The sequence below is a fragment of the Soonwooa sp. genome (genome assembly GCF_030151385.1).
Classification (GTDB): Bacteria; Bacteroidota; Bacteroidia; order Flavobacteriales; family Weeksellaceae; genus Soonwooa.
Map to the genome: position 1 here is coordinate 1 of NZ_JASLDS010000071.1, position 16,376 is coordinate 16,376.

Genomic DNA, 16,376 nt, shown 5'->3' on the forward strand with positions numbered 1-16,376 from the left:
TCTATTATTTTCTCTACTAATAGTTGTTTTTCTGTATTTTTACTCATTCAAAAATTATATATCTGCAAATTTATTGATTTTAATCTATTTAAGCTTTGTCTTCTTAGCTTTGGATGTCTTAAAGTTTTCTTAAATGACCGAACTAATATACAAATCTGAAGTCACTTCTACCAACGAAGAGATTCTTGACTTACTAATTAATACGCCAGAAGACTTGGCATTGTACAGTTTTAACCAGACCCAAGGCCGTGGTCAATACGGAAATGTGTGGAACATCCAAGTAGACAAAAATCTTGCCTACACTTTTGCTATCAAAACAAAGAACATAGATCTTGACGATGTCAGCTTCAATTATCGTACCGCATTAATTGTACGCGATTTTGTAGCCAAAATGACCCAAAGCGAGGTTATGATAAAATGGCCAAATGATTTAATTCTGAATCAAAAAAAATTCTGTGGCATTCTGATCGAAAAGAAAAAAGTCGAGCACGAAAGTTATTTCATTGTTGGGATTGGTCTTAATATTCTGCAAGAAAACTATGATGTATTGCCTAAGGCAGGCTCTATCCTAAGCACAACTGGACAAAGATTTGATTTAAAAAAATTCACTGAAGAATTCCATCAATTCTTTAAAAATGAAATTTTAAAACCAATTTCAGACAAAGATATTTTGGATAGCTTTAACAATCATTTATTTAGAAAAAATGAAATTTCTGTTTTTGTCAAAAATGACACAAGACAAAATGGCATAATAAAATACGCTGATGCAGATGCTTATCTTTGGATTGATTTTGAAAAAGATGGTCTACAACGCGTTTTTCACAAACAAGTCGAATTGCTTTATTGATTGGCGCGTTTCCAATAAAGGTAAAATGCAATCGGTCCAAAAATTAAATTCGGGAGCCACATTGCCAATAATGGTGACATACTTTTGTTCTCCGAAACAACACTCAACGCTTGAAACGAAAATACAAATACGAAAGCAAGTCCAATACCGATTGCTAAGTTAATCCCAAGTCCACCACGTTTCTTTTGTGATGATAAGGACAAAGCCAAAAACGTCAAAATAATAATCGATACAGGCATCGACGTTCTTTGATGAAGCTCATTATAGAACGTATTGACGTTGTTATTTCCTTTTATTTTTTCGCGCTCGATTAATTTTATCAAGTCGGGTGTGATTTTGTTCTGCCCTACCAATCTATCAGGAAAAAGCTCTTCTGGCGGCAATCCAAAACTTTGTTTTTTCTGATCACCATTGGCAATTTTTTCAGTGTCATCTTTTTGCGCCCAACGCTCCATGTAACTTGTTAGCAAAAAGGATTTTGACTTTTCTTCCCAAGTAACATCATTGGAAATCAATTGATAAACCAACTTCTTATTCTTATCAAATTTTTGATATAAAAACCCGAAACCTTTCTTCTGTTCGCGGTTATAATTGTTGATAAAAATATACTCGAACGGATTAAGATTTGTCGCAATCGTCACATTTCCGAGCAACTCATCTTTGTTAACTTGGTTGTAAGTATATGGTTCTAATTTATTCTTTTTGATATTCGCCCACGGCAAAATAAAATGATTGGTCGCCAACGCAAAACCCGCAATAATCAAAGATGCGATTAAATAAGGTTTTGCAAATCTATGAAAACTAGCGCCACTACTAATAATGGCGACAATTTCGGTATTATTTGCCAATCGCGACGTAAAGAAAATCACCGATATAAAAACCAGAATCGACATAAAGGTAACGATGAGATTCAGGATCCAGTAAGGGTAAAAATTCACCAAAAAGTAAGTTACCGAAAAACCATTGTTTTCAATACGCGGCGTTTTACTTTGTACATCGATAACCAATACAATAATCGATAAGAGCGCCAACATAAAAAAGAGGGTGCCCAAATATTTTTTGATAATGTATCGGTCAATAATTTTCATAAAGTCTACGAAAAATTAAAGTCTTTGTTTCAATTGTGGAATAATAGCATCTTTCCATTCGTAAAAATCACCAGCGATAATATGCTCACGAGCAACTTTTACCAAATCTAGATAAAATGCCAAGTTATGAACTGATGCAATTTGTTTTGCCAAATATTCTTTAGCAACAAACAAGTGTCGAACATAAGCTTTACTGTATTCTCTATCAACAAAACTTGTCCCAAACTCGTCCAAAGCCGAAAAATCATTTTTCCACTTTTCGTTTTTCATATTGATAACACCTTGCCAAGTGAACAACATCGCATTACGAGCATTTCTTGTAGGCATTACACAATCCATCATATCAACACCAAGTCCAATGCTTTCCAAGATATTCCAAGGCGTACCAACGCCCATCAAATAACGCGGTTTGTCTTTTGGAAGAATATCAGTCACCTCATTGGTAATTCTGTACATTTCTTCCTCTGGTTCGCCAACAGAAAGTCCGCCAATGGCGTTACCTTCGGCACCTGCTTCCGAAATAACTTCCGCAGAAATTTTTCTTAAATCCGAGTAGGTCGAACCTTGCACAATCGGAAACAATCTTTGCTTATGTCCGTAGAGTTCTTCATTTTCTTTAGTCCAATCCACACATCTTTTTAACCAACGATGCGTCAGCTCCATAGACAATTTCGCTTGATTATACTCACAAGGATAAGGCGTACACTCGTCAAAAGCCATAAAAATATCAGCGCCAATCTGACGTTGAATTTCCATCGATTTTTCAGGAGAGATAAAGTGATAACTACCATCAATATGCGACTTGAATTTAACACCTTCCTCTGTCATTTTGCGACTTTTAGAAAGTGAAAAAACCTGATAACCGCCACTATCCGTCAAGATTGGACGTTCCCAATTCATAAATTTGTGAAGACCACCAGCCTGTTGCATAATATCCATCCCCGGACGCAACATCAAGTGGTAGGTATTTCCTAAAATAATTTGAGCATTGATATCATCTCTCAACTCACGTTGATGCACCGTTTTAACACTTGCAACAGTACCAACGGGCATAAAAATTGGCGTTTGGATATCGCCATGATCAGTATGTAAAACTCCAGCTCTAGCTTTGCTTTGGGAGTTCTTTTCTATTTCAAAAAACTTCGACATTATATTTCTTCTAGTTCTCTTTAGATTGAGGCAACTCGCCTTGTTCTTTCTTCTTAATAAATTCCTCTAGTTTTGGCTCTTTCTTTTTTAAAGCCTCTTGTGCTTTATCAATAATAGATTCCAGTTTTTCGTTGGCAACATAATAAGTATAGCTTTCGGTAAAATCTTTTGAGGAAATTTTATATTTTCTTAAAATAAATTTGGTAGAAGCTTCACGATTTTCGGTCATACTAATAATATAACTCTGGTCATTAACAGCAAAGTCAGCCAATATTTCTGCCATTTGGTCTGCAGGCACCAAGTTTTTAGGCTTCTCCACAACCTCGGAACAAGCCATCAAAACAAATAGTATCAAAAACGACCATCGCTTCATAAGTCTATAACTTACCAAAAATACTTTTTAGTTTTAAATCCAAAACACCAAAAACAGCTTCTTTGATGATGCCACCATTCATTTTACTTTCGCCTTCTGTTCTGTCTGTAAAAATAATTGGAACTTCTTTTATTTTGTATCCTTTTTTAAAAGCACGGAATTTCATTTCAACCTGAAATCCATAACCTTTAAGTTTCACATTGTCCAGTCCAATACCTTCCAAAACTTTTCTTGAAAAGCACACAAAACCAGCAGTTGTATCATGCACAGGAATTCCTAAAACAAAACGAACATATTTAGAAGCAAAATAAGAAAGCAACACACGAGACATTGGCCAGTTAACCACATTAACACCTTTGCTATATCGCGAGCCAATCGTCATATCTGCATCTAAGCAAGCTTCGTAAAGTTTTGGCAAATCGTTAGGATTGTGAGAAAAGTCGGCATCCATTTCGAAAATGTAGTCGTAATCATTATTTAACGCCCAACGAAAACCATGGATATAGGCTTTTCCTAAACCATCTTTAATTTTTCTAATCGTCAAATGTAATTTTTTGGGATATTGTTGTTGTAAAGATTTAACAATTTCCGCAGTGCCATCTGGCGAAGAATCGTCAACCACCAAGACCTCATAATCGCCCTCCAATGCCATAACAGCAGCGATAATTCGTGCTATATTCTCCTTCTCGTTATAAGTTGGTATAATGACCAGTTTCTTCATTAAAAAAAATCAATGTGCAAAGATAGTATTTTCGAAGCATACAATAATCTCACCAATCAAAATTCAAGAATCATTATTTGGCTTTAATTATTTCCGTATTTTTGCAAAAATTTTGGAGTGGTAAGACTATACGAACAACATGACTGGGTGATATTCTGCATCTTGGCTTGTATTTTTATCTTCATTTTTAGTTTTATTTTTCTTCACCGCGATGCTAGTATCAAAGAATTTTTACAACTAAAAATAGATGAAAGTAGCAATGTGGTGTTGTCTTGGTTTTTGACATCCGTTGCATTTTGTGTAATGGCAACGGTGACTTTCTCTCAATTTGTCCCTGTTGTACCCAAAGCCATTGCAGACCTTCAAATTGGAGGTTATACACTCAACAAATTCGGTTTTGTATTTATAAGTATTGTTTTATTTTTTGTTGTTAAAACAATTCTCACCTACTTTTTCTTCACAAGCTTGGGTTACAATAAACTTTTAATTAATCTTTATATACTGGCAAACAAGTACTATTTTTTGACTAGTATTTTGTTAATTATTGCGTCATTTGCTTTTTTCTATTTTCCAATAGACGAGCTGAAATACCTCTACATTGCAATGATTTCGCTTTTATGTTTATTTATTTTAAAAATATTTCTTTATTGGTTTAACAAACCCCAAACAATGCCAAACGAATGGTATTATAAAATTTTGTATATTTGCACCCTCCAAATAGCACCCTTATTCGTGCTTTGGAAATTTCTTTTTAGCTAATTAATAAAAGACACTCAAAAACACATGAAAATTAAGTCTATATTGGTTTCGCAACCAGCTCCCAAAGAGTCTTCTCCATATTTGGAACTTGCGAAAAAAGAGAAAATAAAAATCGATTTTCGACCTTTCATCCACATCGAAGGCGTGGACGCCAAAGATCTTAGAACCCAAAAAATTGACCTTTCTCAATACACTGGAGTAATTTTTACAAGCAAAAACGCCATTGACAATTACTTCCGTCTAGCTCAAGAAATGCGTTTTACAGTGCCTGATACGATGCGTTACATTTGCCAGTCCGAAGCGATTGCCAACTTTATGCAAAAACACATTGTATACAGAAAGCGTAAAATTAGTTTTGGTGAAAAAACTTTCTCAGATCTTACACCACTTCTTAAAAAGCACAACACCGAGAAATATCTATTACCATCATCTGATGTACTTAATGATGACATCCCAAGAACTTTGGACAATGCTAGTGTAGATTGGACGCGTGCTATTATGTACCGCACAGTTTGTAGCGACTTAACAGACATCGACATTAACGAGTATGACATGTTGGTATTCTTCAGTCCACAAGGGATTAAGTCTTTGAAGCAAAATTTCCCTAACTACGAGCAAGGTGACAAAAAAATTGCAGTATTCGGGCCATCAACACAAGCTGCAGCAGAAGAACAAGGCTTAAGAGTTGACGTTATGGCACCAACAAAAGAATCGCCATCTATGACAATGGCAATTGAAAAATACGTTAGAAGTTTGAACAAATAAAATCAAACGCATCTATAAATTTACAACCACTTGACCTATTGGGAAGGTGGTTTTTTTATTAATTTAGAACTTTAGTTTTTCTATATGAAAGCGCCTTTAGCAAAGAAAATTGACCATATCATCGAAAAGCACAAAGATGTGCGAAACGACCCATATTACTGGATGAATCAACGAGAAAATCCAGAAGTTATCGAATATCTGGAAGCAGAAAATCAGTTTGCCGATTTTGTGATGAAAGACACCGAAGCTTTGCAATCGGAATTGTTCGAGGAAATGAAAGCGCGTTACAAAAAAGATGACGCATCACTTCCCTATTTTTTCAATGGATATTGGTATATCGTTCGTTATGAAGATGGAAAAGACTATCCTATTTTCACTAGAAAAAAAGAAACACTAGAAGCAAAAGAAGAAATTCTATTGGACGCTAACGAGCTAGCAGAAGGTCAAAGCTATTTCGAAATCGGAAGTTTAACGGTAAGTCCTGATAATAAAATTTTAGCTTTTTCTTGCGATAAAGTTGGAAGAAGAATTTACGAAATCAGTTTTAAAAATTTAGAAACTAAAGAATTCTATTCGGATAAAATTGAAAACAACACAGGAAAAATTGTTTGGGCAAACGATAACGAACATATTTTCTATATTACTAAAGACGAAAGTCTGCGTGCTGACAAAGTCTATCGTCATCAATTAGGCAACTTAGAAGATGTTTTGGTTTATCATGAAGAAGATGACACGTTTGATGTTGGCTTGTTCAAAACAAAATCTTTAGACTTTATCTTTATTGCAACATCCAGCACTAACGAAGATGAGCAACGCTTTATCCCTGCAGATAATGTTAATGCTGAATGGACGATTATCCAACCGAGAACCGAGGACCTCGAATATTCGGTTGAGCATTATGGCGATTTGTTCTATATTATTACAAACGCTGATGATGCCACGAATTTTAAAATCGTAACAACGCCTGTTACGCAACCAAGCAAAGAAAACTGGGAGGACTACATTCCGCATCGTGAGGAAGTTTTGCTGGAAGGTTTTGAAATCTTTAAAAACTATTTCGTTATTGAGGAAAGAACCGAAGGACTTTTACAAATCAAAATCATCAATAATAATACTGGAAATGCGCATTATTTAGAATTTTCAGACCCGACTTATACGGCTTACATTAGCATTAATTTAGAGTTTGACACCAAAGTTTTGCGTTACGGATACACCTCGTTAACCAAACCAAATTCTACTTTTGAATATGACATGGAAACCGAAACCTCAACATTGCTGAAACAACAAGAAGTTTTGGGAGGAAAATTTGATGCTGACAATTATATTTCTGAAAGAATTTGGGCAACAGCTCGTGATGGCAAAAAAATTCCTATTTCTTTAGTTTATCACAAAAACACGGAGAAAAAATCAGATACACCGTTATTACTTTATGGTTATGGAAGTTATGGTGTGACCATTGACGCTAGTTTTTCAAATGTTAGATTATCACTTTTGGATAGAGGTTTTATTTATGCAATCGCGCACATCCGTGGTGGCGAATATCTTGGTCGCGAATGGTACGAAGACGGAAAAATGCTTCAAAAGAAAAATACTTTTACCGACTTTATCGATGCTGGAAAATATTTAACCGAAATCAATTATACTTCTCCGCAACATCTTTATGCAATGGGTGGAAGTGCTGGCGGACTTTTGATGGGCGCTGTTATAAATATGGAACCAAAACTTTTCGCTGGTGTTGTCGCACAAGTTCCATTTGTGGATGTTGTGACAACGATGCTGGATGATAGTATTCCTTTAACAACGGGAGAATACGACGAATGGGGAAATCCAAATGAGGAAGAATATTATCAGTACATGAAATCTTATTCGCCATATGATAATATTGCGGCGCAAGATTATCCAAATACGCTAATCACGACAGGATTCCACGATTCGCAAGTGCAATATTGGGAACCTGCAAAATGGACCGCAAAACTTAGAGATTTAAAAACCGATGATAATATATTAATCTTCAAAACCGATATGACATCTGGTCATGGCGGCGCAAGTGGAAGATTCGAAAGCTTAAAAGAAATCGCTTTGGAATATGCTTTCCTTTTAAAGATTGAAGGATTATAGTTTTAAAATAAAATAGTTCTATGATACTGCTCTTAGTTTTTGCTATAATTACGATTTGCTATTATTTTCTTCAGCTTGATAAAGTCAGAAGACATAATACGAAAGAGGCATTAAAAAATAAAAAGAAAGAAAAACTGGAACAATTATTAAAACAAGCCAGAGAAGAACACAATTCTAAAGTCTAAAAAAGGCTGAGTAAGTATCTTCTAATTAAAAATTGACAACTTGACTGAATATGAATGAAGCAGAAATCTGGAAAAAGATAGAATCATTTTTCGAAAATAATTTTGACACAGAAAAAAATCCACCAATCGAAAGCATGCTTTTCTTAATTGGCGTGCAAGAGCTAGGAAGTGGACAACAAAAATATACCAAGGACGACAAAGTCAACCTCATCCACATTGCGGTTTGTAGACTTTTGGAACCTTTTGGCTATTACAAATTTTCGCATTATGTCGATGGTTGGCCGCAATACGACGAAACGGACAATCTCCCCGAACTAAAACCAAACGAGCAAAGTATCTTGATGCGAAAAGCAATTGTACAGTACTTTCTGGATGAAGAAATCCCGCTGGACTAGCCTGAATTTCAATTCATTCTAAGCGACAAGCTTAACGATTCACGAAAAAATGTTAAAAAAATAAGATTTAAGAAACAAAATATATTTTTTTAGCACAATATTTGTTATATGCATATAGAATCGTTTAATTTTAACTTTTCAAAAACAATTCAATGAACAACAAATTCATTCCGATTATCTCTGTTTTTATGACGATATCACTAATTGTGTTCGTCTCTTTGCAGTTATATTGGATTAAAGAATTATATGGTGCGCTAGAGCAAGATTTTTCTAACAAGGTATATTCTGCCTTAGAAACTTCCTCAGAAAAAGTGCAAGAGCTTGAAGTCGACAAATATTACAACAAAGATTTTTCTAACCTAAAATCCGAAATTGTAAGTAGCAACCAGCCAACCCAAACTTATATTCAACAGACGAAAGATTCTGCCAACAGAACATCTATTTTGTTCCAAAAAAGCATTATCGAAAAACAACAAATCCCGATTTCTAAACAAGGTGATTCCCTTAATATCACCAAGTTGTACAAGGACGAAGGTTTGTATAAAATTAGAAAACAGTCACCAGAATTGATGACGTCACAAATCAGTAAAGATTTGGATAACAGCACGATGCAACTAAAAGCTTTTGCAAAACTTAATGGAAGCAATCTTCCAATTGAAAAACGTGTTGATAATAAAATCATTGATTCAGTTGTAACAAGAGAATTAAAACTAAAAGGAATTGACACCAAATTTGGTTTTGGCGTGATTGATAAAACGAACAACTTAACGTCAATCAGCAATAACACTTATTTGGACCAAAAAGATAAAACAAACTACACCTATCCACTTTTTACGGATAACAAAGACCACACGTTATATACTTTGGCTTTGGTTTTTCCAAGAAAAGATTACTCGTTGGCACGTCATAACTTGCCGATGTTGGTTGGGACTTTTGTGTCGTTGTTAACGATTTTGGGGATTTACATTATTTCCATCAATTACATGATGCGTCAGAAGAAAATCGCCGATGTCAAAACAGACTTTATTAATAATATGTCGCACGAATTCAAAACGCCTTTGGCAACGATTTCTGTGGCAACCGATTCTTTATCAAATGACAAAATAGCGACTGATCCTGATAAGGTCAAATACTATTCTAGCTTGATAAAACAAGAGAATCTGAGAATGAAAAAGCAAGTCGAAAATGTTCTTAATATGTCAAAGTTAGAACGTAACGAAATGCAACTTTTCTTGAAAGAAACAAATGTTAGAGAGTTGATTAAAAAGATTACCGAATCGTTTAAATTGATTGTGGAAGAGCGAAAAGGAATTTTGACAACCAACTTTACTGCAGAGAAATATAATTTTAAAATTGATGAATTCCATATTTCGAATGCTTTGGTTAACTTATTAGATAACGCCAACAAGTATTCGCCAGACACTCCAGAAATTAATATAACAACCAAAAATGAAGGCAATTGGTATGTTATCGAAATCTCGGACAAAGGCATGGGAATGGATTCTGAAAACAAAGCGAAGATTTTTGAGAAATTTTTCCGTGAAGAGACCGGCAACATCCATAATGTTAAAGGTCAAGGACTTGGACTTTCTTATGTTAAAAAAATTATAGAAATCCACCACGGACAAATACAAGTTGAATCCCAAAAAGGAAAAGGTAGCACATTTATTGTTAAGCTGCCTATGAGTTAGAAACAAATCAAAATATAAAATAATTTAGGAAGCAATTCCGATTAACCTTTAAAATAATAAGGCTATGAGCAACAGAATATTATTAGTAGAAGACGATCAAAGTTTTGGAGCAGTGCTAAAAGATTATCTTAGCATCAACAACTTTGAGGTGACTTTGGCGACAGACGGCGAAATGGGTCTTAAAGAATTCACAGAGAAAGAATTCGACATTTGCATCTTCGACGTAATGATGCCTAAAAAAGACGGTTTTAGCCTTGCCGAAGACGTTAAAAAAATTGATAAAAACACACCAATTATTTTCTTAACCGCTCGTAACATGCGAGAAGATATCCTAAAAGGTTATCAAATTGGTGCTGATGATTATATCACAAAACCGTTTGATACGGAGCTTCTTCTTTATAAGATTAAAGCTATTCTACAAAGAAGTGCGGTTCTAGAAAACGAAGATCAAGAGCAGTTCAAGATTAGTGATATTTTCTTTGACTCTATGCTAAGACAATTGCGTGTTGGTGAAAAAGAATACAAGCTTTCTCCAAAAGAGAACGAACTTCTTAAGTTGCTTTGTCTACACCGTAACGACTTTATGCCGAGAGATCTTGCACTTAGAAAAATCTGGAAAAAAGAAAATTACTTCACTGCAAGAAGTATGGATGTATATATTGCTAAACTTAGAAAACTTCTTAAGGATGACGAAGGTTTAGAAATCATCAATGTTCATGGTGAAGGTTTCCGACTTTTAGTAAAGAATTAATTCTTTGTATATTTGAGAAAATAGAAGTTATGAAATCTCAAATTTTAAGTCTTGCACTACTTGGTCTTGTTGTAATCTCTTGCTCGAAAAATGACAAAATCACGTCAAGCCTCGATGACAATCCTACAGCAAGCAATCAAGCTGCAAAAACAGATAGTACAAACAATGAAGCAGCAACTGTAGCTGAAGTAAAGACGGAAGTCGCTGGACAACCTCAAGTTGTCGAGGTGGCACAAGCAAAAGCTGTAATTCCATCAGGTCAAGGTCTTAATCCAGAACATGGTATGCCAGGTCACCGTTGCGATATTCCTGTTGGACAGCCACTGAATTCTACTCCTGTGCAAGCGCCTCAAGCGCCAACTTTAGGAATGAATCCAGCACCAACCGTGCAACAGGTTACACCTGCAAGTCCACAAGCGATTGGTCCCAAACCAGCAGTCAATCCACCACATGGAGAACCACATCACGATTGTGCGATTCCAGCCGGTGAACCACTTACATAAAAAAGAAGCCATCAAAATTTGATGGCTTCTTTCTTTCAATTATTTAATCTTATTGCTTTGCAAGAACCTCGTTTGATAATATTGGTTCTGCATCCTTCAACCACTCCGAATGGGATAGATAATTCTGGTCTGGATAATAAATAAAAAGACAAGTTTTATCTTTAATACTGTTAATAATCGGCTCCGCCAAAGCACGTGGCACGGCAGGACATCCCCAACTTCTTCCTAATCTTTTTTCGGATCTTATAAAGTCATCACTTACATAATCGGCACCATGCACAACGATTGCACGTTTCATTGCAGCATCATTATAACCTTTATCCATTCCGATTAATCGAAGCGAATAACCATTATCGCCATTGTAAGTTGCTTCCGTCACATAAAATCCCAAACTCGATTGATGCGAGTTTTCTTGATTAGAAAAATTTGTAGCGAATTCCTCGCCTGTTCCTTTTCCATGTGCTACCAAAGAATTGAATAGCACGGTTTTTGATTCTACATCAATAACCCAAAGTCTCTTTTTGTTAGACGAAAGGCTAAAGTCGCAGATACTTAACAGTTTTGCATCTTCATTAAGAGCGCCTGATTTTTTTAAATTTTGAAATCCTAAATAAGCTTTATTAAAAACTTCAAAATTTAAAACATCATTACCTTCAAAAGAAATCGAATTGTAAATCGATTCTGCTGTTGTTGTTTTCGCTTCTTCTTTGTTAGCATCGACGCTTACTAGATTTTTGTTAATTTCTTTAGTTGTTGTCGAAGTTGGTACTTTTTTTGAACTAGGATAAAAAGATGTTCCTAATATAAAAATTGAACAAAGAAAAATTGGAAGTCTCCTCATATATATACTTTACATTTGCGCGGCAAAATTACAATTATAAGAGTATCAATTAATTATATGTTACGAAGTTTAACTAAACTTTAATATTTTTTAACTAAGATCTCTTTTTGTAAATTTTATTCTGAATTGCTTTTAACACTAAGAAAAACTTTAGATTCAAGGTAATCAAATTAAATTTTCCAACCACGCACTGATTGCTCAATCAAAATCTTAGTTTTTTTCTTAAACAATTAAAAATAAGCCTTGTTAAAATTCGGATAAACAAGAAACGAAATTCTATCAATAATATTTTTACTAAATTTGTCCCGCAATTAGAATTCTTAATGTTTAGAAAGTTATTATTTTTCGTTAGTCTATTCTGTTTGGGAAGTATGGTTTTTCCAATGCAGGTTATCGAGCTTTCTATTACCGAAGACGCATGTTGTGAAATGAGCAGCACTGCTGACGACTGTTGTACATCACATTCTGATGATGACAGCGGTTGCCATTCAGAAAACAATTCTGACACTTCCAAAAATTCTTGCCAAGACCATTGCCCGCAATGTCATACTTGTCATGGTTGCTATATGCCTTTGTTTGTGAGTGATTTTGATGCAAAAGATAATCTTTTAGCACAAATCAATTCTAAAAAGGCTTTCGAATACAATTCGATTTTCATCAATAATAATTTCTTTAATATCTGGCAACCGCCCAAAATAGCTTAATTGTTTTAAAATACTTGAGAACAGGTTTTTCAGGTCAAAAATTTTATCAATTAATTCTATTTTAAAAATGAAATCTATTATTAAATCAGGGATTCTATTCCTATCAATATTTTTATTTTCAAACTTTTCGGCACAATCCAAAACCGAGACTTATCGTGTAGAGGGCAATTGCGCCATGTGTAAAGACAACATCGAAACAGCAGCCAAGGCTGACAAAAATGTCGAATCTGCAACTTGGGACAGAAAAACCAAGATGTTAACAGTTAGCTACAATACAGAGAAACCTAATGTAAATGCGGTTCTTAAAAATGTTGCTGAAGCAGGTTACGACAACCAAGTTTATCGCGCTGCGGACAAAGCATATTCCGACCTACACGGATGTTGTCAATACAAGCGTCCTGACAATTCTGCAAAGATGTCTCATGAGTGCGATGCTAGCAAAGTTTGTGAATTAAAATAATCCGAGAAAATCTTCAAATGAAATTTTTAAATAAAAGTGTTCTCACTTTTGTTATGCTACTTTGTTCCATAACAATTTGGGCACAAGAAACACTTAAAACCGAATCTTTTTATGTGAGAGGTAACTGTATCTCTTGCAAAATGCGTATCGAAAGTGCAGCCAAAGAAGCTGGAAGCACAAACGCAAATTGGAAAGCTGATGAGCAAAAAGTCTATTTAACTTTTGATGCTAATAAAACTTCAGCTGACAAAATCCTTAAACATATTGCCGAAGTTGGACACGACAACGAAAAATATACTTCCGAAAACAAAACCTATAACAAACTTCCAAAATGTTGTTTGTATGACCGTAACTTCAAATGGGGCGAGAAAAATCCTTTAGTCCACATGGACGACGAGGAAGAAGAAATGCCAACGGAAACAACGAATGCAAATGTTAAAGACGAACACGCTGGTCACAATCACGCGAAAGAGTCAAACGAAATTGCAGGTGTAACCGTTACTAAAGCCAAAGAAGCAACGGCGCTTAGCAAAAAAGAAGTGGGTTTAACATTTAATATAAGTTCTAAAGAATTGTTAAAAGCCGCTTGTTGTAACCTTTCCGAAAGTTTTGAAACCAATGCAACAGTTGACGTTTCGTTTAGTAATGCTGTTACTGGAACCAAACAACTCAAAATGTTAGGTCTTGACCAAAAATACACAAGTCTGACCAAAGAGCTTTTACCAGAAATTCGTGGTTTGGCGTCTGCGTATGGACTTAATTTTATTCCAGGAAAATGGATTGGAGGCATCCAACTAACAAAAGGCGGAAGCACGGTTGTTAACGGTTACGAAAGTATCACAGGACAAATCAACACCGAACTTCTAAAATCTCACGACGAAAAACCAGCAACAGAAATCAATCTTTTTGCTGATTTCGAGGGAAGAACAGAAGCCAACATCACGCACACTTCTGCACTTTCAGAACATTGGAATCAAAGTATTTTGCTTCATGGTAATGCAACATTAGGAAATACTGACATGAACAAAGATGGTTTTCTGGATCGTCCAAAAGGGACTCAACTTAATGTTTCGTACTTGTTAAATTACAATGATCTTGATCATTCTGGTTTGGGCTCGCACTTTGGCGTTAACTTCTTGCAGGATCAAAGAACAGCTGGACAAATTGGCTATAACAAAAGACTTTCTCAAAAAGAGCAAGAACTTTACGGCGTTGGGATTGACATTTCGAGATTTCAGGTTTGGAATAAAACGGGTTATGTTTTTAAAGGAAAACCTTACCAAAGTTTGGGTTGGATGAATCAGTTTACTTATCATCAACAAGATAGTTTTTTCGGATTTAGAAATTATTTTGGAAAACAATCTACTTTTTACTCCAATTTAATTTTTGAAAGTATTATCGGAAACACCAATCACAAGTACAAAGTTGGTGCAAGTTTCTTATTGGATAATTACAACGAAGACTATTTAACCCAAAATATTGAACGTCAAGAAACGGTACCTGGACTTTTCGCGGAATATACTTTGACAGGGACCAAATATACTTTGGTTGCTGGTGCAAGAGTGGATTTTCATAATTTGGCAGGAACGCAATTCACGCCAAGACTTAATTTTAAGTATGACATCACGCCAAAGACTATTTTGCGTTTGTCAGGAGGTCGCGGATTCCGTACTGCAAATATCTTTGCAGAAAACCAACAATATTTCGCTTCGAATCGTCAAATCGAAATTATTGACAATGGTGGAAAAATCTATGGTCTAAAACCAGAAATCGCTTGGAACTATGGCATTAGCTTACAACAAGAATTTAAGTTATTTAACAGAAAAACTAGCCTTGTTGCTGATATTTTCCGAACAGATTTCCAAGATCAAGTTGTAGTTGACCTTGATCAATCGGCGCACAAAATTTTATTCTATAATCTTGATGGAAAATCTTTTGCAACAAGTTTCCAAACACAGTGGGACATTAATGCAGCGAAAAATCTAGACTTCCGTTTGGCTTACAAATATTACGATGTGGCAACAGACTACATCAGCGGATTAAAGAAAGTGCCTTTCATGGCGAAACACAGAGCTTTCTTTAACGCAGCCTACGCCACCAACAAATCCGAAAAAGGAGGTTTCTGGAATTTTGATGCGACACTTAATTGGATTGGCGAGCAACGACTTCCGAATATGGATGACAACAGCGCTGCAACACACTTAGGAAATTACTCGAAGCCTTATACAACGCTTAATGCACAAGTTTCTAAAAACTTTACGGATAAGATTAGATTGTATGTGGGTGGCGAGAATTTAACAAATTACAAACAACATCATGCAATTCTTGATGCGAAAAACCCTTTCGGCAACAACTTTGACGGCGGAATGGTCTATGCTCCAATTATGGGAATCAATATGTATGTTGGTGTCGATTTTAAGTTTTAATATTTTTAAATACAAAAACTTCTTAAACAAGAAAGGCTGTTTCAATATGAAGCAGCCTTTTGTTTTTTATGGATTAAATTTTAATCTTTTTCAAAATCCAAACTTATGGAATTCATGCAATAACGCGTTCCTGTTGGTGGTGGCCCATCGTTGAAAACATGCCCAAGATGCGAATCGCAACGCTTGCACAAAACTTCGATGCGCTCCATTCCGTGAGAAGAATCTCTTTTATAAATGACACCTTCTTTATCAGCTTCAAAAAAACTTGGCCATCCACAAGAACTTGCAAACTTCGAAGTCGAACGGAAAAGGTGATTTCCGCAAACCGCACAATAATAGTCGCCAATAGCGTCGAAATCATTATACTTCCCTGTGAAAGGTCTCTCGGTTGCAGCTTCTCGCGCTACAGCATATAAATCGGGCGAAAGAATTTTCTTCCATTCGTCATTGCTGACATTTAATTTAGTTCTATCCGTTCTCGAAAAGTAAGGATTATCTTGATGTTCCATTTTTTTGGTAGTTTTAATAGGTTGTTGCGTTTGACTACAATTAATCAAACTTATAAAAATTAGAAATGAAAAAATAAATTTCATTGTACAA

General features: G+C 35.3%; 18 protein-coding genes. 12 read left to right on the forward strand and 6 right to left on the reverse strand.

What is annotated here, in order from left to right; translation table 11 throughout:
* Nucleotides 1–133 precede the first annotated feature (133 nt).
* Nucleotides 134–847 (forward strand): biotin--[acetyl-CoA-carboxylase] ligase, encoded by a 714-nt coding sequence (locus Q1V95_RS13275; protein ID WP_300674882.1) that lies wholly within the window; start codon nucleotides 134–136, stop codon nucleotides 845–847.
* Here the strand turns inward: Q1V95_RS13275 and Q1V95_RS13280 are convergent.
* The 4 genes from Q1V95_RS13280 to Q1V95_RS13295 are packed head-to-tail and all read right to left on the reverse strand — an operon-like array spanning nucleotide 841 to nucleotide 4,178.
* Nucleotides 841–1,935, reverse strand: coding sequence for an LptF/LptG family permease (locus Q1V95_RS13280; protein WP_300674884.1), 1,095 nt, complete (start codon nucleotides 1,933–1,935; stop codon nucleotides 841–843). The two genes, Q1V95_RS13275 and Q1V95_RS13280, sit on opposite strands and share 7 nt — an antisense overlap.
* Nucleotides 1,936–1,950: 15 nt before the next feature.
* Nucleotides 1,951–3,084 carry a tRNA guanosine(34) transglycosylase Tgt gene (gene tgt / locus Q1V95_RS13285; protein WP_300674886.1) on the reverse strand — a complete coding sequence of 378 codons (1,134 nt, stop codon included), beginning with the start codon at nucleotides 3,082–3,084 and terminating at the stop codon, nucleotides 1,951–1,953.
* Between the two features lie 10 nt (nucleotides 3,085–3,094).
* On the reverse strand, nucleotides 3,095–3,457 hold the full coding sequence (locus tag Q1V95_RS13290; protein WP_300674887.1) for a DUF4296 domain-containing protein: 363 nt from the start codon (nucleotides 3,455–3,457) through the stop codon (nucleotides 3,095–3,097).
* A gap of 4 nt (nucleotides 3,458–3,461) precedes the next feature.
* On the reverse strand, nucleotides 3,462–4,178 hold the full coding sequence (locus Q1V95_RS13295) for a polyprenol monophosphomannose synthase (RefSeq protein WP_300674889.1): 717 nt from the start codon (nucleotides 4,176–4,178) through the stop codon (nucleotides 3,462–3,464).
* A gap of 117 nt (nucleotides 4,179–4,295) precedes the next feature.
* Between Q1V95_RS13295 and Q1V95_RS13300 the strand changes: the two genes are divergently transcribed.
* The 8 genes from Q1V95_RS13300 (at nucleotide 4,296) to Q1V95_RS13335 (ending at nucleotide 11,345) form a co-directional block, all read left to right on the forward strand.
* On the forward strand, nucleotides 4,296–4,937 hold the full coding sequence (locus Q1V95_RS13300; RefSeq protein ID WP_300674891.1) for a DUF4271 domain-containing protein: 642 nt from the start codon (nucleotides 4,296–4,298) through the stop codon (nucleotides 4,935–4,937).
* 24 nt (nucleotides 4,938–4,961) lie between these two features.
* A complete protein-coding gene (locus Q1V95_RS13305; RefSeq protein ID WP_300674893.1) occupies nucleotides 4,962–5,702 on the forward strand; it encodes a uroporphyrinogen-III synthase in 741 nt (246 codons plus the stop codon).
* 84 nt (nucleotides 5,703–5,786) lie between these two features.
* Nucleotides 5,787–7,820: a S9 family peptidase gene (locus tag Q1V95_RS13310; RefSeq protein WP_300674895.1), complete on the forward strand. Its 2,034-nt coding sequence runs from the start codon at nucleotides 5,787–5,789 to the stop codon at nucleotides 7,818–7,820.
* 20 nt (nucleotides 7,821–7,840) lie between these two features.
* Nucleotides 7,841–8,005, forward strand: coding sequence for a hypothetical protein (locus tag Q1V95_RS13315; RefSeq protein ID WP_300674897.1), 165 nt, complete (start codon nucleotides 7,841–7,843; stop codon nucleotides 8,003–8,005).
* Nucleotides 8,006–8,055: 50 nt separating this feature from the next.
* Complete coding sequence (locus tag Q1V95_RS13320; protein WP_079667709.1) at nucleotides 8,056–8,400, forward strand: hypothetical protein; 345 nt, start codon at nucleotides 8,056–8,058, stop codon at nucleotides 8,398–8,400.
* A gap of 152 nt (nucleotides 8,401–8,552) precedes the next feature.
* Nucleotides 8,553–10,091 (forward strand): HAMP domain-containing sensor histidine kinase, encoded by a 1,539-nt coding sequence (locus tag Q1V95_RS13325; protein WP_300674900.1) that lies wholly within the window; start codon nucleotides 8,553–8,555, stop codon nucleotides 10,089–10,091.
* A gap of 64 nt (nucleotides 10,092–10,155) precedes the next feature.
* A complete protein-coding gene (locus Q1V95_RS13330; RefSeq protein WP_079667711.1) occupies nucleotides 10,156–10,842 on the forward strand; it encodes a response regulator transcription factor in 687 nt (228 codons plus the stop codon).
* 29 nt (nucleotides 10,843–10,871) lie between these two features.
* A complete protein-coding gene (locus Q1V95_RS13335; protein WP_300674905.1) occupies nucleotides 10,872–11,345 on the forward strand; it encodes a hypothetical protein in 474 nt (157 codons plus the stop codon).
* Nucleotides 11,346–11,394: 49 nt separating this feature from the next.
* On the opposite strand, the gene Q1V95_RS13340 is transcribed toward Q1V95_RS13335, so the two are convergent.
* Entirely contained in the window at nucleotides 11,395–12,186 is a 792-nt protein-coding gene (locus tag Q1V95_RS13340; protein ID WP_300674907.1) for a murein L,D-transpeptidase catalytic domain family protein, read from the reverse strand.
* Between the two features lie 323 nt (nucleotides 12,187–12,509).
* Here Q1V95_RS13340 and Q1V95_RS13345 point away from each other — a divergent pair, with 323 nt between their 5' ends.
* From Q1V95_RS13345 to Q1V95_RS13355, 3 genes are all read left to right on the forward strand, one after another.
* Nucleotides 12,510–12,890 (forward strand): hypothetical protein, encoded by a 381-nt coding sequence (locus tag Q1V95_RS13345; protein ID WP_300674908.1) that lies wholly within the window; start codon nucleotides 12,510–12,512, stop codon nucleotides 12,888–12,890.
* A 67-nt stretch (nucleotides 12,891–12,957) separates the two neighbouring features.
* Nucleotides 12,958–13,350: a heavy metal-associated domain-containing protein gene (locus Q1V95_RS13350; protein ID WP_300674910.1), complete on the forward strand. Its 393-nt coding sequence runs from the start codon at nucleotides 12,958–12,960 to the stop codon at nucleotides 13,348–13,350.
* A 17-nt stretch (nucleotides 13,351–13,367) separates the two neighbouring features.
* On the forward strand, nucleotides 13,368–15,776 hold the full coding sequence (locus tag Q1V95_RS13355; RefSeq protein ID WP_300674911.1) for a TonB-dependent receptor: 2,409 nt from the start codon (nucleotides 13,368–13,370) through the stop codon (nucleotides 15,774–15,776).
* An 80-nt stretch (nucleotides 15,777–15,856) separates the two neighbouring features.
* On the opposite strand, the gene msrB is transcribed toward Q1V95_RS13355, so the two are convergent.
* A complete protein-coding gene (msrB, locus tag Q1V95_RS13360; protein ID WP_300674913.1) occupies nucleotides 15,857–16,369 on the reverse strand; it encodes a peptide-methionine (R)-S-oxide reductase MsrB in 513 nt (170 codons plus the stop codon).
* Nucleotides 16,370–16,376: the final 7 nt, after the last annotated feature.